General features: G+C 41.7%; 17 protein-coding genes. 14 read left to right on the top strand and 3 right to left on the bottom strand.

Annotation, left to right across the window (positions count from 1 at the left end):
• Nucleotides 1-73 precede the first annotated feature (73 nt).
• The 6 genes from A6J31_RS06415 (at nt 74) to A6J31_RS06390 (ending at nt 8,692) form a co-directional block, all read left to right on the top strand.
• On the top strand, nt 74-2,044 hold the full coding sequence (locus A6J31_RS06415) for a peptide ABC transporter substrate-binding protein (RefSeq protein WP_080610743.1): 1,971 nt from the start codon (nt 74-76) through the stop codon (nt 2,042-2,044).
• 180 nt (nt 2,045-2,224) lie between these two features.
• Nucleotides 2,225-4,195: a peptide ABC transporter substrate-binding protein gene (locus A6J31_RS06410; RefSeq protein WP_080610742.1), complete on the top strand. Its 1,971-nt coding sequence runs from the start codon at nt 2,225-2,227 to the stop codon at nt 4,193-4,195.
• Between the two features lie 60 nt (nt 4,196-4,255).
• Nucleotides 4,256-5,749 (top strand): ABC transporter permease, encoded by a 1,494-nt coding sequence (locus A6J31_RS06405; RefSeq protein WP_080610741.1) that lies wholly within the window; start codon nt 4,256-4,258, stop codon nt 5,747-5,749.
• On the top strand, nt 5,749-6,675 hold the full coding sequence (gene oppC, locus A6J31_RS06400; protein ID WP_002886846.1) for an oligopeptide ABC transporter permease OppC: 927 nt from the start codon (nt 5,749-5,751) through the stop codon (nt 6,673-6,675). The genes A6J31_RS06405 and oppC overlap by 1 nt, the downstream gene beginning before the upstream one ends.
• A gap of 9 nt (nt 6,676-6,684) precedes the next feature.
• Nucleotides 6,685-7,770 carry an ABC transporter ATP-binding protein gene (locus tag A6J31_RS06395; RefSeq protein WP_080610740.1) on the top strand — a complete coding sequence of 362 codons (1,086 nt, stop codon included), beginning with the start codon at nt 6,685-6,687 and terminating at the stop codon, nt 7,768-7,770.
• The gene (locus A6J31_RS06390) at nt 7,763-8,692 is read left to right on the top strand and encodes an ATP-binding cassette domain-containing protein (RefSeq protein WP_080610739.1); all 930 of its coding nucleotides are present in this window, start codon (nt 7,763-7,765) and stop codon (nt 8,690-8,692) included. Before A6J31_RS06395 ends, A6J31_RS06390 begins: the two co-directional genes overlap by 8 nt.
• Before the next feature lie 51 nt (nt 8,693-8,743).
• On the opposite strand, the gene A6J31_RS06385 is transcribed toward A6J31_RS06390, so the two are convergent.
• The 3 genes from A6J31_RS06385 to A6J31_RS06375 are packed head-to-tail and all read right to left on the bottom strand — an operon-like array spanning nt 8,744 to nt 10,621.
• The gene (locus A6J31_RS06385; protein WP_021143813.1) at nt 8,744-9,529 is read right to left on the bottom strand and encodes a hypothetical protein; all 786 of its coding nucleotides are present in this window, start codon (nt 9,527-9,529) and stop codon (nt 8,744-8,746) included.
• An 11-nt stretch (nt 9,530-9,540) separates the two neighbouring features.
• Nucleotides 9,541-10,239, bottom strand: coding sequence for an ABC transporter ATP-binding protein (locus tag A6J31_RS06380; RefSeq protein WP_080610738.1), 699 nt, complete (start codon nt 10,237-10,239; stop codon nt 9,541-9,543).
• 4 nt (nt 10,240-10,243) lie between these two features.
• Nucleotides 10,244-10,621, bottom strand: a complete 378-nt coding sequence (locus A6J31_RS06375; RefSeq protein ID WP_060971837.1) for a GntR family transcriptional regulator — start codon at nt 10,619-10,621, stop codon at nt 10,244-10,246.
• Between the two features lie 181 nt (nt 10,622-10,802).
• Here A6J31_RS06375 and A6J31_RS06370 point away from each other — a divergent pair, with 181 nt between their 5' ends.
• The 8 genes from A6J31_RS06370 to rsmB all read left to right on the top strand — a co-directional run bounded on the left by A6J31_RS06370 (nt 10,803) and on the right by rsmB (nt 19,807).
• Nucleotides 10,803-11,597, top strand: coding sequence for an HAD-IIB family hydrolase (locus A6J31_RS06370; protein WP_080610737.1), 795 nt, complete (start codon nt 10,803-10,805; stop codon nt 11,595-11,597).
• The gene (locus A6J31_RS06365; RefSeq protein WP_037603016.1) at nt 11,590-12,408 is read left to right on the top strand and encodes a Cof-type HAD-IIB family hydrolase; all 819 of its coding nucleotides are present in this window, start codon (nt 11,590-11,592) and stop codon (nt 12,406-12,408) included. Before A6J31_RS06370 ends, A6J31_RS06365 begins: the two co-directional genes overlap by 8 nt.
• A gap of 10 nt (nt 12,409-12,418) precedes the next feature.
• On the top strand, nt 12,419-13,804 hold the full coding sequence (gene ftsY / locus A6J31_RS06360) for a signal recognition particle-docking protein FtsY (RefSeq protein ID WP_080610736.1): 1,386 nt from the start codon (nt 12,419-12,421) through the stop codon (nt 13,802-13,804).
• Between the two features lie 233 nt (nt 13,805-14,037).
• A complete protein-coding gene (gene gmk, locus A6J31_RS06355) occupies nt 14,038-14,667 on the top strand; it encodes a guanylate kinase (RefSeq protein ID WP_002884259.1) in 630 nt (209 codons plus the stop codon).
• 21 nt (nt 14,668-14,688) lie between these two features.
• Complete coding sequence (gene rpoZ / locus A6J31_RS06350; protein ID WP_080610735.1) at nt 14,689-15,003, top strand: DNA-directed RNA polymerase subunit omega; 315 nt, start codon at nt 14,689-14,691, stop codon at nt 15,001-15,003.
• A 142-nt stretch (nt 15,004-15,145) separates the two neighbouring features.
• Nucleotides 15,146-17,542, top strand: a complete 2,397-nt coding sequence (locus A6J31_RS06345; RefSeq protein ID WP_080610734.1) for a primosomal protein N' — start codon at nt 15,146-15,148, stop codon at nt 17,540-17,542.
• 17 nt (nt 17,543-17,559) lie between these two features.
• Nucleotides 17,560-18,495 carry a methionyl-tRNA formyltransferase gene (gene fmt, locus A6J31_RS06340; RefSeq protein WP_080610733.1) on the top strand — a complete coding sequence of 312 codons (936 nt, stop codon included), beginning with the start codon at nt 17,560-17,562 and terminating at the stop codon, nt 18,493-18,495.
• Complete coding sequence (rsmB, locus tag A6J31_RS06335) at nt 18,485-19,807, top strand: 16S rRNA (cytosine(967)-C(5))-methyltransferase RsmB (RefSeq protein WP_080610732.1); 1,323 nt, start codon at nt 18,485-18,487, stop codon at nt 19,805-19,807. The genes fmt and rsmB overlap by 11 nt, the downstream gene beginning before the upstream one ends.
• Nucleotides 19,808-19,839 lie beyond the last annotated feature (32 nt).

Below are 19,839 nucleotides of genomic sequence, written 5' to 3'. Positions count from 1 at the left end.
CTGACAACGACTGTTATTCTTGATTATTTATGCTATAATGAAAGAGTAAAATTTTATTTTTGGGAGAAATCTTATGAAAAAAAGCAAATGGTTAGCCCTTGCGGGTGTGGCACTCCTCAGTGTAGGTGCCTTAGCGGCTTGTTCATCTAAGTCAAGCACTAGTGGAACGACTTATGGTTATATTTATAACTCAGATCCTGAAACATTGGACTATATCACGTCAAATACTGGACCTACTAAGACTGCTGTAACTAATGGTGTAGATGGTCTTATGGAAGCTGATAAATATGGGAACCTTGTTCCTTCTGTAGCTGAAGATTGGTCAGTTTCTCAAGATGGTCTTACCTATACCTATAAAATCCGTAAGGGTGTTAAATGGTACACTTCAGATGGTGAAGAGTATGCTGATGTGACTGCTAAGGACTTTGTGACTGGTCTTAAGCATGCGGCTGATTCCAAAGCTGGAGCCCTCTATTTGGTACAAGATTCTATTGCAGGCTTGTCTGACTACCTCTCTGGTGCCAATAAAGATTTCTCAAATGTAGGTGTCAAAGCAATCGACGATCACACATTGCAATATACCCTTAAAAAACCAGAACCATACTGGAACTCTAAGACAACCTATGGTTTGCTCTTCCCAGTTAATGAAGACTTTCTCAAGAACAAAGGAAAAGATTTTGGTAAGTCAACAGACCCAACATCTATCCTCTATAATGGTCCTTTCCTTCTTAAATCTTTGACAGCTAAATCATCTATCGAGTTGACTAAGAATGAGAATTATTGGGATAAGAAGAACGTGCATTTCGACGCTATCAAATTGTCATATTATGATGGTTCTGACCAGGAAGCTCAAGAGCGTAGCTTCTCAGATGGTGCTCTCAGCATTGCACGTGTATTCCCTATGAGCTCTAACTATGCGTCAGTAGAAAAGAAATATAAAGATAATATTTATTACACAGCACCAGGTGCGTCTACAGCAGCTATTGGTGTGAATATTGATCGTCAAAGCTATAAATTCTCAGCGAAGAAGACAGATGCTGAAAAGACATCAACTAAGAAGGCTCTTCTAAACAAAGACTTCCGTCAATCAATCAACTTCGCTATTGATCGTACAGCTTATCAATCTCAAGTTAATGGTAAAGATGGGGCAGCTCTTGCTCTACGTAACCTCTTTGTTCCTTCTGATTTTGTCAGTGCAGGGGATAAGACCTTTGGTGACCTTGTGACAGAGAAAATGAGCACTTACGGTGATGAATGGTCTGGTGTCAATTTTGCAGATGGTCAAGACGGTCTCTACAATGCGGAAAAAGCTAAGACTGAGTTTGCCAAAGCCAAAGAATCTCTTCAAGGTGAAGGTGTTCAATTCCCAATTCACTTAGACCTTCCAGTTGATCAAAGTTCTAAACTTAATGTTGCTCAAGCTCAATCATTGAAACAAACCATTGAAAAATCATTGGGTAGTGAAAATGTAGTTATCGATATCAACCAGTTGTCATCTGATGACATGCAAAATGCAACCCTTAATGCGGCTAATGCGGCAGCAGAAGACTGGGATATTTCAAACGGTGTTGTTTGGGGTCCAGACTATCAAGATCCATCAACTTACCTTGATATCTTTAAGACAACTTCAAGTGAAAATACCAAGACTTTCATGGGTTATGATGATCCAAACAATGCGGCCGCAGCCCAAGTAGGTCTTAAAGATTATGACGCCTTGCTTGATTCAGCAGCTTCAGAAACAACAGACCTCAACGCTCGTTACGACCGATATGCCCAAGCTCAAGCATGGTTGGAAGATAGCTCGCTTGTCATTCCATTGACTGTTGGTAACGGTGCAGCACCAGTTATCTCACGCTTGACACCATTTACGGGTGCTAGCATGCAAGTGGGTGATAAGAACTCATCAGACTACTTCAAATATGTGAAACCACAAGAAAAAGTAGTTACTAAGAAAGAATATGAACAAAGTCGTGAAAAATGGCTTAAAGAAAAGAAAGCATCTAACGAAAAAGCTCAAAAAGATCTTGAGAAACACGTTAAATAATATTCTTGAGGAAAAGGCAGTTTGCCTTTTTCTTTTGTCCAAAAAGGGCTTAACTCTAGTGTTTTCTTGGTTTGTAAATGTGAGAAAGTCAGTATAAGACAAAATATTCTGAAAATTGTACTCATCTTATTTTTTATGGTATAATGTAGGCATATAAAAAAGATTTTTTGGAGAATGCTTATGAAAAAAAGTAAATGGTTGGCCCTTGCGGGTGTTTCCCTCCTAAGTGTTGGGGTTTTAGTGGCTTGTTCATCAAAATCAAACACTTCAAGCAATACTTATAACTATATTTATACTGCTGATCCTGAAACGTTGGATTATCTTATTTCCAATAAAGGTTCAACAACTGATGCTGTGACAAATGGTGTCGATGGTCTTTTGGAAAACGATAAATATGGTAACTTGGTACCTGCTATTGCCAAGGATTGGACTGTTTCAGCTGATGGTTTGACTTATACTTACAAACTTCGTAAGGGAGTTAAATGGTATACTTCAGACGGTGAAGAGTATGCGGAAGTAACAGCTAAAGACTTCGTAACAGGTCTTAAACACGCTGCTGATAAAAAGACAGAGTCAATCTATTTAGCAAAAGATTCTGTAGTAGGTCTTGCTGATTATTTCAATGGTACTGATAAAGACTTCTCTAAAGTTGGTGTTAAAGCACTTGATGACTACACTCTTCAGTACACTCTTAAACAACCAGAACCATACTGGAATTCTAAGATGACTTATTCTCTCTTCTGGCCTGTTAACGAAGAGTTCCTTAAGTCAAAAGGGGATAGCTTTGGTAAATCAACAGATCCATCATCTATCCTTTATAATGGTCCATACATCCTTAAGTCATTGACAGCTAAATCATCTATTGAGTTGACTAAAAATGAAAACTATTGGGATAAGAAGAATGTTCACTTTGATGGCATCAAACTTTCTTTCTACGATGCATCTGACCAAGAATCACTTGTCCGTAATTTCACTGATGGCGCTTATAGTCAAGCACGTTTATATCCAACAAGCTCAAACTTTGATTCAGTAGAAAAACAATATAAAGATAATATCTTCTATACACAACCATCTGCAGATATTGGTGGGGTTGGTGTTAATATTGACCGTCAGTCTTACAACCATACATCTAAGAAGACTGATGCTGAGAAAGATTCAACTAAGAAAGCTCTTCTTAACAAGGACTTCCGTCAATCAGTTAACTTCGCTATTGACCGTACTGCTTATTCAGCACAACTTAATGGTGAAAAAGGTGCAGCCCTTGCAGTTCGTAACCTTCTTGTAAAACCTGATTTTGTTTATGCTGGTGACAAGTCATTCGGTGATTTGGTAACTGAAAAGATGGCTTCATATGGTGATGAGTGGTCTGGGGTTAACCTTAAAGACAGTCAAGATGGTCTCTTCAACGCTGATAAGGCTAAGACTGAATTTAATAAAGCTAAGGAAGCCCTCCAAGCACAAGGTGTTCAATTCCCAATTCACTTGGACCTTCCAGTTGACCAAGCTGCGAAACCAACTGTAGCACGTGCACAATCTTTGAAACAATCTGTTGAAAAGACACTTGGTAAAGAAAATGTTGTTGTAGACGTTCATCAAATGTCTCAAGATGATCTTCTTAACAGTACTTTGTATGCAGCTAACGCAGCAGCAGAAGACTGGGATATCAATATTTCAGTTGCTTGGGCACCTGACTATGAAGACCCATCAACATTCCTTGATATCTTCAAGACAACAGCTAGTGAGAACACAAAAACTTACATGGGATTTGACGATCCTAACAGTGCAGCAGCAGCTCAAGTAGGTCTTAAAGACTTTGATGCTTTGGTTGACAATGCAGCTAAGGAAACAAGCAACCTCAACGTACGTTATGAACGTTATGCAGAGGCACAAGCTTGGTTGGAAGATAGCTCACTCTTCATGCCACTTATGGTTAACAAGGGTGCAGCTCCAATGGTAGCTCGTTTGACACCATTCTCAGGAGCCTACTCTCAAGTAGGACCTAAGGGTTCTGACAGATACTTCAAGTACCTTGAGCCTCAAAAAGATGTTGTCACTAAGAAAAACTATGATAAAGCCCGTGAAAGCTGGCTTAAAGAAAAGTCTAAGTCCAACGAAAAAGCTCAAAAAGACCTTGAGAAACACGTTAAATAAAAGGACGATGGAACTTTCTCATTAGATTGGGAAAGTTCTTTTGGAATTAAAGGAAGAGACATGAAAAAATACATTTTATTGAGAACCCTCCGTTCTCTATTGTCAATATTTGTCGTGACGGCCTTGACCTACACGATTATCTATACCATGGTGCCGAGGCGTCTGATTTTCAGACAGGACCCTAACTACAACAAGATTGCAAAGACAGCCGATTCTAAGGCTAACTATGAAAATACAATCTATGAGCGTATGGGTTATATCGAGTACTACGACACCAAAGAGTTGCAGGAGAAAGCTAGCTCAGTTGACAAGTCGGTAACCACTAAGCCAACAAAAGAAAATAAGGCTATCTACCAAAAATATGTGGATAGTTTAGGACGTGGCTGGCGTTTGCATCAATTCAAGCAAAGTAAACAATTCTATGCAACACGTGATGTGCCAGTGCTTGAACGTGTGTTTGGCTTCTATACGCACCTCTTTGAATTTGACAATACTGGATGGGTTAAAGATAAAACAAATCCAAACTTGAAGCGTTACATCCGTATTGAAAATGATCCAGCTATCGGTTGGTCAGTTGTCGGTTCAGGAACTAAGCATAAATATTTGCTTTACTTTAACGGTCAGTTCCCATTTGTTCACCAAAACTTTGTGAAGATGAACCTTGGTACCTCTTACCCAACTTATGCTGAGCAAGGTGTTCTTGATGTTATTACGCAAGGCCAAGGGCAAACACAAAGCTCTGAGGTCAACTTCCCTACTGGTAAGAAGATATCTTCAGTAGATATCTACTCTCGTACTTATAAATCACCAAGTCAGGCTGATGCGAGAGATCGTTCTTACTATGGAAATGACCCATACACAGCAACCAAGAGTCGCTACCAATACCCATCAATGGTGACAAGCTCTGCCATTGCAGGTTTGATTGGTTTGGTCTTGTCTTATGCCTTGGCAATTCCATTGGGATCATACATGGCACGCTTTAAAAACACACTCTTTGATAGTGTATCAACAGGTGTCTTGACTTTCTTGCTTTCACTACCAACCATCGCCTTGGTTTATATCATTCGTTTGATTGGTTCTGAGATTGGTCTTCCAGATTCCTTCCCTATCTTGGGTGCAGGTGACTGGCGTTCATACGTCTTGCCATCTGTTATTCTCGGTCTCTTGTCAACACCAGGTCTTGCTATTTGGATTCGTCGTTACATGATCGACTTGCAATCACAAGACTTCGTTCGTTTTGCACGTGCCAAAGGGTTGTCAGAACAAGAAATTTCGAATAAACACATTTTCAAAAATGCTATGGTTTCCTTGGTTTCAGGAATCCCAGCATCTATCGTTAGTGTTATCACAGGGGCAACCTTGACAGAAACAATCTTCGCCTTCCCTGGTATGGGTAAAATGTTGATTGACTCTGTCCGTGCTTCAAATAACGCTATGGTTGTGGGTCTTGTATTTATTTTCACAGCCCTCACCATCTTCTCATTGCTTGTGGGTGATATCCTTATGACTATAATTGACCCACGTATCAAATTGACATCTAAAGGAGGTAAATAATGGCTTCAATTGATAAAAGTAAGTTCCAATTTGTAAAGCGCGATGATTTTGCCTCTGAAACAATTGATGCACCAGCTTATTCTTACTGGAAATCAGTGATGCGTCAATTCTTTAAAAAGAAATCAACAGTAGTAATGTTGGGTATCTTGATTGCCATCGTTTTGATGAGTTTCATCTATCCAATGTTCTCTAAATTTGACTTCAATGATGTCTCAAAAGTAAATGATTTCAGTTTGCGTTATGTACATCCAAACGCTCAATACTGGTTCGGTACTGACAGTAATGGTAAGTCCCTCTTTGATAGTGTTTGGTTTGGAGCTCGTAATTCTATCCTTATTGCTGTTATCGCTACCTTCCTTAATGTTGTCATTGGTTTGCTTGTAGGTGCTGTTTGGGGGATTTCTAAGACCTTCGATATGATTATGATGGAAATCTACAACATCATCTCAAATATTCCTGCCCTCCTTGTAGTTATCGTCTTGACTTACTCATTGGGTGCTGGTTTCTGGAATATGATCTTTGCCATGACTGTCACAGGTTGGATTGGTATTGCTTATACCATTCGTATTCAAATCATGCGTTACCGTGATTTGGAGTACAACTTGGCTTCTCGTACACTGGGAACGCCAACTGCTAAGATTGTGGTTAAAAACATCATGCCGCAACTTGTGTCAGTTATCGTAACTATGGCTAGTCAACTCTTGCCAGGATTTATCTCTTACGAAGCCTTCCTTTCATACTTTGGTTTGGGGCTTCCCGTTACGACGCCTAGTCTTGGTCGTTTGATTTCAGACTATGCACAGAACGTTACAGTTAATGCTTATCTCTTCTGGATTCCATTGACTACCTTGATTCTCGTTTCCCTTGCTCTCTTTATTGTCGGTCAAAACTTGGCGGATGCCAGCGACCCACGTACGCATAGATAGGAGTCCAATATGACAGAAAATAAAAATGTAATATTATCGGCTCGCGATATCGTCGTGGAATTTGACGTTCGTGACCGTGTTTTGACAGCTATTCGAGGAGTTTCCCTTGATTTGGTTGAAGGTGAAGTTTTAGCCTTGGTTGGTGAGTCTGGTTCAGGTAAATCAGTTTTGACTAAGACTTTCACAGGGATGCTTGAAGAAAATGGTCGTGTCGCTAGTGGTTCGATTGATTATCGCGGTCAAGATTTGACTAAGCTTAAGAGTCACCAAGATTGGGCACCTATTCGTGGGGCTAAGATTGCGACTATCTTCCAAGATCCTATGACCAGTCTTGACCCAATTAAGACTATCGGTAGCCAAATTGTTGAAGTCATTGTCAAACACCAAGGAAAATCAGCCAAAGAAGCTAAAAAAATGGCCATTGATTACATGGACAAGGTTGGTATTCCTGATGCTGAAAAACGTTTCAATGAGTATCCTTTCCAATACTCTGGTGGGATGCGTCAACGTATCGTTATTGCCATTGCTTTGGCTTGTCATCCAGATGTCCTTATCTGTGACGAACCAACAACTGCCCTTGATGTGACCATTCAAGCTCAAATCATCGACCTCTTGAAATCACTCAAAGATGAGTACGGTTTCTCAGTGATTTTCATTACCCATGACCTTGGTGTGGTAGCAAGTATCGCTGATAAGGTTGCTGTTATGTATGCTGGTGAAATCATTGAATACGCAACTGTTGAGGAAATTTTCTATGAGCCATGTCATCCATACACGTGGAGCTTGCTTTCAAGCTTGCCACAGTTGGCCGATGATAAGGGTGAGCTTTTCTCAATTCCAGGGACACCACCATCACTTTATACACCAGTTGTTGGGGATGCCTTTGCCTTGCGTTCAGACTATGCTATGCAGATTGACTTCGAGGAAAAAGCACCACAATTCCAAGTTTCAGATACTCACTGGGCTAAGACCTGGCTCTTACATGAGGATGCACCAAAAGTTGAAAAACCTGCGGTTATCCAAAATCTACATGAAAAAATCCGTGCTAATATGGGATTTGCACATTTAGGAGATGAGGAGGAAGGCAATGCCTGAGAAGTTAGTTGAAGTAAAAGATGTGGAGATTTCCTTCGGTGAAGGAAGCAAGAAATTCGTTGCTGTCCACAATGCTAATTTTTTCATCAACAAGGGTGAAACCTTTTCCCTCGTTGGTGAGTCTGGTAGTGGTAAAACTACTATCGGTCGTGCCATTATTGGTCTGAATGATACAAGTAATGGTGAGATTATTTTTGACGGTAAGAAAATCAATGGGCACTTATCTCACTCTGAGAAAAACGACCTTATCCGTCGTATTCAGATGATTTTCCAAGACCCTGCGGCTAGTTTGAATGAACGTGCAACAGTTGATTATATCTTGTCTGAGGGCTTGCATAACTTCCATCTCTATAAAGATGAGGAAGATCGTAAAGCTAAAATCAAGCAAATCATCAAAGAAGTGGGACTTCTTGAGGAGCACTTGACACGTTACCCTCACGAATTTTCTGGGGGACAACGTCAACGTATTGGGATTGCGCGTTCCTTGGTTATGCAACCTGACTTGGTCATCGCCGACGAACCAATCTCAGCCCTTGACGTGTCAGTCCGTGCCCAAGTTTTGAATTTGCTTAAGAAATTCCAAAAAGAGTTGGGATTGACCTATCTCTTTATCGCTCACGACTTGTCAGTGGTCCGTTTCATTTCTGACCGTATCGCTGTTATTTACAAGGGGACAATCGTGGAAGTTGCTGAGACAGAAGAACTCTACAACAATCCTATCCACCCTTACACCAAGTCACTCTTGTCTGCTGTTCCTATTCCAGACCCAATCTTGGAACGTAAGAAAGTCTTGAAGGTTTATGATCCAAACCAACACGACTATTCTGTTGATAAACCAGAGATGGTTGAACTACGTCCAGGACACTTCGTTTGGGGTAACAAGGCCGAGATTGAGACTTATCGTAAAGAACAAAGTAAATAAGTCTTTTCAATGCAAAAAAAAATCGTGTTCCAAAAGGAACACGGTTTTTCTTTAGTCCAAATTTAAGCGTTTGGTCATGATATAGTAGGTACCAAAGTAACTTGCCGCGATGAGAATGAGAGACTGAACTAGACTAATGATATATGACGAGTTATTAATTGCAGTATATGTTGCATCTCCGGTCAAGGCTGCACCGAGTCCAAAGAAGAAACCAATAAAGAATAGGATAGCCTGAATGGCGAAAAAGGCGACAAATCCCATAAGAACTTTGTTAGTGTTGAAGAGGTTTCCGATACTAATACAGAGGTAATAGAAAAGGATACCAGCAATCATTGACAAGATTGTAGAAGGGATGAAGAGGTAGAAAGCACCTATCTCTTTTAGGATTTGGCCAAAGTAGCTGGTAGCTAGGAGGATATCTTTCATATCAAGGCAGAAAGCAGCTATAATTCCAATCGAAAGGAGTATAACGAGTGATGAAATGATATCTAAAATAAAGGCTACCAAGAGTTTAGACAAGATTAATTGGTGGGCAGAAACTGGGAGCGTATTGGTTAGATAACCTTCTCTCCCAAAGACAGTCTTTGCAAAGCGTCTGACAATGAGGACTATTGTCGCTATATAAATAGTTCCCCATACAATAATGGTAGCAAAAACCATCAGTGTGAAGAAAGCAAAGAAGAGTAGACTAGGTTCTTGGTGGCTCTGTTCAGTTACAAAAATAGATTTTCGAAGCATTAAACCCAAGGGGATAGAGAGTAAGATAGCAATACCATAGATTCCAAGATACCACTTACGGACCGATTGTAATTCATATTTAACTAATTTCCAAAACATACTCATACCTCCTAATTGTGGAACATCTCTCTAAAGAGTTTGTCGATAGATTTGCCATGGGCTTGACGGATATTATCAGCATCACCCTGAAGTTCAATCTGACCGTATTTTAAGAAGACAACTTCATCTAGGACAGATTCAATATCAGCAATCAAATGGGTAGAAATGATAACTGAAGCATCTTCAGAGTATTGGTTGATGATAGTTTTAAGAATGTAGTCACGTGATGCAGGATCGACACCACCAATAGGTTCATCGAGGAGATAGAGTTTAGCTTCACGACTCATAACCAAAATCAACTGAACTTTTTCTTTGTTACCTTTTGAAAGGTCTTTAAGGCGCAAATCAGGCTGAAGCTTTAAATCCTCCAAGAGTTGCAAGGCAAGAGGGTAGCGGAAGTCAGCGTAGAAATCCTGGAAGAAGTCCAAGTAGTATTGGATAGTCTTACTTTCATCTAAATAGGTTGTGTCAGGCAGATATGCTACTTGTGCCTTGGTGACAGGAGACGGTTGTAATCCATTGATGGTTACTAAACCAGAAGTTGGTTGGAGGAGGCCGTTCAAAATCTTGATGAGAGTTGTTTTACCACTACCGTTTGGTCCTAAAAGACCAATGATTTTACCTGACGGAATAGACATGGTCACATCTCTAAGAGCTGGAATACCATTATAGGTTTTGGTGAGATTTGTTAGAGTTACAATATCAGTCATCGGTCTATAAGTCCTTTCCTGTTTGTTCGATGTAGTCAGTAATGATAGCTTTGATTTCAGGTGAGCTAAAACCAATGGCTGTCATCTCAGTGACAAAGTTTTTCATGAGACTTTGAGCAATCTCGTGTCGTTTTTGATCAATAAGTTTTTCATCTTCAGTAACAAAGCGACCAGAGGTACGGGCAGAATAGACCAGCCCCTCTTTTTCAAGTTCTTGGAAGGCTCTTTGTACGGTGTTGGGATTGACTCCGGCTTCCTGAGCAAATTCCCTTACAGGTAGGAGTTGTTGTCCCATACTCAATTCCTTGGAAGCTATCTTCAGTTTGACGCGATAAGCGATTTGGAGATAGATAGGCGATTTTTCATCAAATGTCCAAGCCATAAGAGACTCCTTTCTAAAAGTATAATAGTATTATTTTTGTACTACCGTAATGATACAACTAAAATAATGAATTTGCAAGTAAAATGCCATATTTTCTCTAATTTCTTTGGCTTTTCCCAAACTTATGTTCCTATTTTTGGTACAATAGGGGCAAGTATATTCGACCTGAAGGGAGATTATTTTGAAAATTTTAGCAACAGATATGGATGGTACCTTTCTAGACCATCTTGGTGCCTATGACAAAGCACGTTTGGATAACCTTTTGGATGCTTGTGAAGCTAAAGATTACGTTTTTACCGTAGCTTCTGGCCGAGCTCTCTTGGCTTTGGAAGAGCTCTTTGATGGGTTTGTGGACCGTATTGCTATTATTGCAGAAAACGGAGCCCTGGTTCAGTACAAGGGTGAGGTCCTGTTTGAGTCCAAGCTAGAACCTAAGGATTATTTGGAAATTGCAGATACAACCCTAGCCTTGCCAACTTGCGAGGGGATTCTCTTGTCAGGCCGTCGTGGTGCCTACGCACCAAACGATGCAGATCCAGCCTATCTTAAGGCTATGGAACGTTACTATGAAAATGTTATGGCAACGGACCTTGAAGCGGTCACAGATGATATTTTCAAGGTGACTGCTAAGTTCCAAGGAGATACCATTATGGAACGTGGTGACTACCTCAACACAATTTTTGAGGATATGACAGCTGTGACAACTGGCTTTGATTCCATGGATATTATCCTTAAAGGGGTGGACAAGGGCTTTGGTCTCTACCATCTTTGTCAAGAGTTGGGACGTCAGGCTTCAGATGTTGTAGCCTTTGGTGATAACCTCAACGATATGGAGATGTTGACCTTTGCTGGACGTGCAGTTGCTACGGAAAATGCGCGTGATGAGATTAAGGCAGTGGCAGATGAGGTGATTGGTCACCATAAAGATGGTGCAGTCTTTGACTACATGGAAGGGTTGGTGGGCTCAGATGTCTGAGATTAAATTACTAGCCTTGGACCTAGATGGAACCCTCTTTACTAAGGATAAGCAAGTAACAGCTGAAAATAGAGCTGCTTTGAAGGCGGCAGAAGCTAAGGGGGTTCATGTGGTCATTACGACTGGTCGTCCTCTACCAGCTATTACTCATATCTTGGAAGATTTGGGCTTGTTAGATGATAAGCACTATAGTGTGACCTTCAATGGTGGCTTGGTTCAGCGTAATAATGGGGATATCCTCATAAAGAAAGAGATGAGTCGAGAAGATTTAAAGCAGATTTATGCTGTCTTCGAACCTCTAGGGCTTCCTATGGATGTTATCAGTGATGGCATTGTCTATGGTGTTCCGAGTAAAGGCAATCATTCTCTCTATCGTCAGGCTAATCCTACCTTGACCTTCGTTGATGTGGAGAGTATTGATGACATTCCTGAAAATATCGTCTATAATAAGGTAGTTACGGTCTGTGAGGAAGAGTTTTTGGATGCCCAAATTCAAAAACTACCTGACCATCTATACCAAGCGTTTGAGGTATTTAAGTCTCGTGAGATTATCCTAGAAGTCATGCCGAAAGGGGTTCATAAAGCTGTAGGCTTGAAACTTTTGTCTGATTATCTTGCCCTTGATAAAAGTCAGGTTATGGCTATGGGAGATGAGGAAAATGACTTGACCATGTTGGAGTGGGCTGGTCTAGGTGTGGCTATGGCAAATGCTGTTCCTAAGGTTAAGGCTGTTGCCAAGGCAGTAACGACAAAAACTAATGAGGAATCTGGAGTGGCTGAGGCCATCCACAAGTATATTCTAGAGAAATAAGGAGAACCAAATGGGTCTATTTGATCGATTATTTGGACAAGAGGAAAACCAATCACAGGAAACTGTAGCAAATCAGGAAATTTCAGAAACTGAGGCTCTTGATAATCAAGACTTGTCAACAAGTGAAAGTCAAACAGAACAGCTCAGTGAGTCAGAGACTCAAGTAGAAGAGATTTCGTCTACAGAATCTGTTGAAGAAAGCGAATCTACAGTGACAGAAGAAAGTGAAGTAGCGTCTGATGAGGACCTATCTGTTGATGATCAGGCCTCAAGCGCAGCAGAGGGCGTATCAGAGTCAGAAGAAAGCCAAGTCGCTGTGGATAACCACTTCGCAGATGTCATGGCTGATTACTATGCTAAAAAGGCTCAGGTAGCTGCTGCTGCAGAAAAAGGTGAAACGGTTACTTTTGAGGCTGTTCAAACTCGTAAAGTTGAGGAAAAACCTGAAGAAGTTCAGGCTTCAAAAACTGAAACAGAACAAGAAAAATACAATCGTACCCTTAAGAAGACGCGTACAGGTTTTGCTGCCCGTTTGAATGAATTCTTCGCGAATTTCCGTCGAGTTGATGAGGAGTTCTTCGAAGAATTGGAAGAAATGCTGATTCTTTCCGATGTTGGTGTTAATGTTGCAACGCAATTAACGGAAGACTTGCGCTATGAAGCCCGCCTTGAAAATGTCAAAAAGACTGAAGATTTGCAACGCTTGATTATCGAAAAACTTGTGGATATCTACGAGAAGGATGATGTCTACAAGGAGCAGATTAATTTCCAAGATGGTTTGACAGTCATGCTTTTCGTTGGTGTCAACGGGGTTGGTAAGACAACGTCTATCGGTAAGTTGGCGCATAAATACAAACAAGAAGGCAAAAAAGTTATGTTGGTAGCTGCTGATACCTTCCGTGCGGGAGCTGTCGCTCAGTTGGTTGAGTGGGGACGTCGTGTTGATGTGCCAGTAGTGACTGGTGCTGAGAAGGCTGACCCAGCTTCAGTGGTCTTTGATGGTATGGAAAAGGCTCTTGCTGAAGGAGTTGATGTCCTTATGATTGATACTGCGGGTCGTTTGCAAAATAAAGACAACCTTATGGCAGAGCTTGAAAAGATTGGTCGTATTATTAAGCGTGTGGTTCCAGAAGCACCTCATGAAACCCTCTTGGCCTTGGATGCTTCAACAGGTCAAAATGCCCTTAGTCAGGCCAAGGAATTTTCAAAAATTACACCTCTTACAGGTCTTGTCTTGACTAAGTTGGATGGTAGTGCCAAGGGTGGTGTGGTCCTAGCTATTCGCCAAGAGTTGGATATTCCAGTTAAATTAATTGGTTTTGGTGAGAAAATTGATGATATTGGTGAGTTCCATTCAGAAGAATTCATGCAAGGTCTCCTGACTGGTTTGGTTTAAAAGAGTATTTAAAAAGAGTGAGTACTGGGAAAAGGAATTCACTCTTTTTAATGGTGTCCTCACCTTGAAAAAAGTCACTTTTATTGGTAAAATAGTAAGGAAAAACGCATGCTTTGAAAAGTGAGCTGTAACTTAATCACTGAACAACCCCTAAGCCGTAAAAGGAGATGATTGCTTTCTCTTTTTTAAGGTGAGTCATAAGAAGATTTTTAATCTTAGTTTAAGGAGAAGACATGTCTGAACGTGGACTTTTGATTGTTTTTTCAGGACCTTCTGGTGTCGGAAAAGGAACTGTTCGTCAGGAAATTTTTTCAACACCTGACCATAAATTTGAATACTCAGTGTCAATGACCACACGTGCCCAGCGTCCTGGTGAAGTTGATGGGAAGGATTATTTCTTCCGTTCACGTGAGGAATTTGAAGAGCTTATTCGTAATGGTCAAATGTTGGAATATGCTGAGTATGTAGGTAACTACTACGGAACACCTTTGACTTATGTCAATGAAACCTTGGATAAAGGTATTGATGTTTTCCTTGAAATCGAGGTTCAAGGTGCCCTTCAGGTTAAGAAAAAGGTCCCAGATGCTGTCTTCATCTTTTTGACACCACCGGATTTAAACGAGCTTCAAGAACGTTTGGTTGGTCGTGGGACAGATTCTGAGGAAGTTATTGCTCAACGTATCGAGCGTGCGCGTGAAGAAATTGCTCTTATGAGCGAATACGATTATGCCATTGTTAATGACGAAGTGCCTCTAGCTGCTGAGCGTGTTAAACGTGTTATTGAAGCAGAACACTTCCGCGTTGACCGTGTGATTGGCCGCTATCGTAATATGATTTCAGAAAAGAAATTATCAGACAAATAAATTAGAAATAGGTATAGAATTATGATGTTGAAACCCTCTATTGACAAACTTTTGGATAAAGTGCCTTCAAAATATTCATTGGTTATTTTGCAAGCCAAACGTGCCCATGAATTGGCTGCTAGTGCTGAACCAACTCAAGAGTTTACGTCAGTAAAACCAACCCTTCAAGCCCTTGAAGAAATTGAAACTGGAAATGTGACTATTCACCCAGATCCAGAATCTAAACGTGAATTAGCACGTTTGAAAGTGATCCAAGCACGTCTTGCTGCTGAGGAAGAAGAACGTAAAATCAAAGAACAAATCGCTAAAGAAAAAGAAGAAGGCGATAAAATCTAAAATCAAAGTCATGCTTTGGTTTATGAGGAGAGGGGAGCTGAGGCATAGTGTCTCAGCTTCCTTCTTTATGATGATAATCAAGAACTCAGCTTTTCTTGAGCTTGAAAGATACTGGTCTTAAGGAAGTGACAGGAGGAAATTTATGGTTTTAGTAGCACAAATTATTGTAGACGTTCCTCTGATGCAGACGGACAGGCCTTATAGTTACCTTATCCCTGAAGCTATGCAAGCACAAATCGCCATCGGTATGCGAGTGCATGTACCTTTCGGTAAAGGAAATCGTCTATTGCAAGGCTTTGTTATTGGCTTCGAGGAGCAGGAGGATTTAAGAGACTTTCCTGAATTAAAACCTATTGCTGAGCTTTTAGATTATGAGCCAGTCCTTAATCAGGATCAACTGGACTTGGCTGATCAGATGCGACATACGGTCTTTTCCTATAAGATTTCTATCTTGAAATCAATGCTACCTGGTCTCCTTAATTCTCAGTACGATAAGGTTATCATGGCGACTGATAAACTAGGTGAAGAAGATAAACAGACTTTTCTTCAGGGGCAGGATCATGTTCTTTTCTCGCAGTTGTCAGAGGAGCAGCGTCAAGCCATTCCTCGTCTGGTCCAGTCTGGGCGTGTAACGGTTGATTACCTTGCTAAGGATAAGCAGAACATTAAGACTGAGAAGCACTATAGTGTTCAAAAGGGCACTCTCGAGACTTTGGCAATTTCACAACGGGCTAAGAGACGTTTGGAGATGCGTGACTTCTTGTTAGAGAAGAGTGAGGCAGGGAAGTTGGCAGACCTCCACAAGCTTTTTTCACGAGATGTGGTTAAGTTTTTCATCGAAGCTGGTGCCTTGGTCATCACTGAAGTTGAGGTCAATCGTGCCGACAGCTACTTTGAAAAGGTAGAGAAGACGGATTTTCTTGAGCTTAATGTTCAACAGGCGCATGCGGTTGAAGAAATGACGCGCCAAATCGGCCAAGGTGGCAAACCATTCTTATTGGAAGGGGTAACGGGATCAGGTAAGACAGAGGTCTATCTGCATCTTATCGAGAGGACCTTGGCTATGGGGAAAACGGCTATTGTCTTGGTACCAGAGATTTCCTTGACACCCCAAATGACCAATCGTTTCATTTCGCGTTTTGGGGACTTGGTGGCGATTATGCATTCAGGCTTGTCAGACGGTGAGAAATTTGACGAGTGGCGTAAGGTTAGATCTGGCCAGGCCAAGGTTGTGGTAGGAGCACGTTCGGCTATCTTTGCTCCCTTGGACAATATCGGAGCTATCATTATCGATGAGGAACATGAGGCTACTTATAAGCAGGAGTCTAATCCTCGCTACCATGCTAGAGATGTGGCCTTGCTTAGGGCTAAGAGTCATGGAGCCGTGCTTGTTCTTGGTTCAGCAACACCCTCTATTGAGACACGGGCGAGAGCTCAGAAAGGGGTTTACCATTTTCTTGAGTTGACTCAGAGGGCTAATCCTAATGCCAAAATTCCTCAGGTGGAAGTGGTGGACTTTAAGGACTTTGTGGGCCGTCAAGAGGCGAGTGATTTTACGCCACCTCTCTTAGAGAAAATCCGAGAACGTTTGGCACGTAAGGAACAAGTTGTGCTAATGTTGAACCGTCGTGGCTATTCCTCTTTTGTCATGTGTCGTGACTGTGGCTATGTGGATGATTGTCCCAACTGTGATATTTCATTGACCTTGCACATGGATACTAAGACCATGAATTGCCACTATTGTGATTTTCAAAAAGCAATACCACATGTCTGCCCTAACTGTCAGAGTCGTCAGATTCGCTATTATGGGACTGGGACACAGAAGGCTTATGACCAATTGACGGAACTTTTGCCAGAAGCCAAAGTGATTCGTATGGATGTTGATACGACACGTAAGAAAGGGGCTCACGAGAAACTCTTGGAGGCCTTTGGAAGTGGTAAGGCCGACATTTTGCTTGGAACTCAGATGATTGCCAAGGGCTTGGATTTTCCAAATGTTACCTTGGTAGGGGTCTTGAATGCAGATACGTCGCTAAATTTACCAGATTTTCGTTCAGCTGAGCGTACCTTCCAACTCTTGACTCAGGTGGCTGGTCGTGCTGGTCGTGCTGACAAGGAAGGGGAAGTTATTATTCAAACCTATAATCCTAGTCATTATGCCATTCGGTTTGCACAGCAACAGGATTATGAAGGTTTCTACGCCTATGAAATGGGGATTCGACGTCAGTTGGCCTATCCCCCTTATTTCTATACGGTAGGGATTACGCTTTCTCACAAGGATGAAGAGTTTGTGGTTCGGAAGAGCTATGAGGTTATGGCTTATTTAAGAGAGCACCTGTCAGACAAGGTGACCTTCCTAGGGCCTACACCTAAGCCAATTGCCCGAACACATAACCTTTATCACTATCAGATTATTATCAAATACCGTTTTGAGGATAACTTGGAAGAAACGCTTAATAGGGTCCTTGACATGACTCAGGAGCCTGAGAACAAGGACCTGCGTTTGATTATTGATCACGAACCTCAGAATTTTACCTAATCTAGAAAAGGAAGAATATGACAAAATTAGTATTTATGGGAACGCCTGCCTTTTCAGCGACAGTGCTGGAAGGACTTTTGACCGATGAGCATTATGATATTGTTGCTGTGGTGACGCAACCAGACCGTGCTGTCGGCCGTAAAAAAGAAATCCGCATGACACCGGTCAAGGAAGTAGCCTTGGCGCATGACTTGCCAATTTATCAACCTGAAAAGTTGTCAGGTTCTGAGGAAATGGCACAGCTTATGGCACTTGGTGCTGATGGGATTGTTACGGCGGCTTATGGACAATTTTTGCCAAGTAAGTTGCTTGATAGCATGGATTTTGCGGTTAACGTCCATGCGTCACTCTTGCCAAAATACCGTGGTGGGGCGCCTATCCATTATGCCATTATCAATGGTGATGCAGAAGCTGGTGTGACGATTATGGAAATGGTCAAGGAAATGGATGCTGGTGACATGGTTAGCCAAAAGGCCTTGCCAATTCTTGACGAGGATAATGTCGGTACCATGTTTGAAAAATTGGCAGTCTTGGGTCGTGACCTCTTGCTTGAGACCTTGCCTGCCTACATTGCCGGAGAAATCAAACCTGTCCCTCAAGATGCCAGTCAGGTAACTTTTTCACCAAATATTAGTCCAGAAGAGGAGCGCCTTGATTGGAACAAGTCCGCACGAGACATTTTCAATCAAATCCGTGGCATGTACCCATGGCCTGTGGCCCATACCTTGCTTGATGGCAAACGTTTCAAAATTTATGAAGCGGATTTGGCAGAAGGTCAAGGACAGGCTGGTCATATTATTGAAAAAACCAAGAAGAGTTTGGTAGTTGCGACTGGCCAAGGAGCTATTTCGCTTAAGACAGTTCAACCTGCTGGAAAACCTCGTATGGCTATTGCTGATTTCCTTAATGGGGTCGGACGCAATCTTGAAGTAGGTGATGCATTTGGCCAATGATTGGAAAAAAACAGCTCGTGGACAGGCACTTGAAATCTTAGAAGAAGTCTTCCAGGAAGGGGCCTACTCAAATATTGCTCTCAATGCACATCTGAGCAAGTCGCAGCTGACAGATAAGGACAAGGCCTTGGTGACGGAAATTGTCTATGGGACCGTGGCTCGTAAGATTACTTTGGAGTGGATTCTAGCCCATGTTATTGAGGACCGCGATAAGCTTGAACCTTGGGTTTATGACTTATTACTTTTGAGTCTATATCAGTTGGCCTATTTAGATAAGATTCCAGCCCATGCGGTAGTTAATGATGCGGTTTCTATTGCTAAAAATCGTGGCAATAAAAAGGGTGCTGAGAAGCTGGTCAATGCGGTTCTTCGTAAACTATCTAGCCAGCCTTTGCCAGATCCAAGCCAGATTAAACGTGTCAATAAACGCTATTCCGTTCAGTATTCTCTACCTGTGTGGTTGGTTAAAAAACTTATCGACCAGTACGGGGAAGACCGTGCCCTTGCTATTTTCCAAAGCCTCTTTGTGAGAAATAAGGCTAGTGTACGTGTAACGGATGCGTCACGTTTGAAAGAGATAGCGGAGACCACTGGGGCTGATCGTTCAGTCCTATCACCAGTCGGGCTTGTTAAGTCTTCAGGTTACTTTGCTGGAACAGATTATTTTAAAGAGGGCTTGTTGACCATTCAGGATGAGACCAGTCAACTGGTTGCACCAACTTTAGGGATTCAAGGCGAGGAAGAAATCCTGGATGCCTGTGCGGCACCTGGTGGTAAGACTGTCCATATGGCCTCTTATTTGACGGGTGGACATGTGACGGCGCTTGACCTCTATGATCATAAGCTTGCCCTTATCGAAGAAAATGCCCAACGTCTTGGCCTAGCTGATAAGGTTAAGACACAGAAACTGGATGCTAGTCAGGTACATCAAGTCTTTCCGACTGATAGTTTTGACAAGATTTTGGTGGATGCTCCTTGTTCAGGGATTGGACTCATTCGTCGGAAACCTGACATCAAATATAACAAGGACCTCCAAGACTTTGAGTCCCTTAAGGCTGTGCAGTTGGAGATCCTATCCAGCGTTTGTCAAACCCTACGAAAAGGTGGTATAATAACATATAGTACTTGCACCATCATAGCAGAAGAAAATCAAGAGGTGATTCAAGCCTTTCTTGAGAGCCATCCTGATTTTGAGCAAGTTGCCTTAGACCATCCATGTAAAGACATCGTGGTCAATGGCTGTTTGGCAATTACCCCCGAACAGTATCTAACTGATGGTTTTTTCATCGCACAGTTGCGTAAAAAAGCTTAGGGTTACAGAGGAGGAAATGCTGACGCAAGTCA

The organism is Streptococcus sp. FDAARGOS_192, assembly GCF_002073815.2.
Lineage (GTDB): Bacteria > Bacillota > Bacilli > Lactobacillales > Streptococcaceae > Streptococcus > Streptococcus salivarius_H.
The sequence above is the reverse complement of the archived record's forward strand: the minus strand, read 5'-3'. Positions and strand labels throughout refer to the sequence as shown.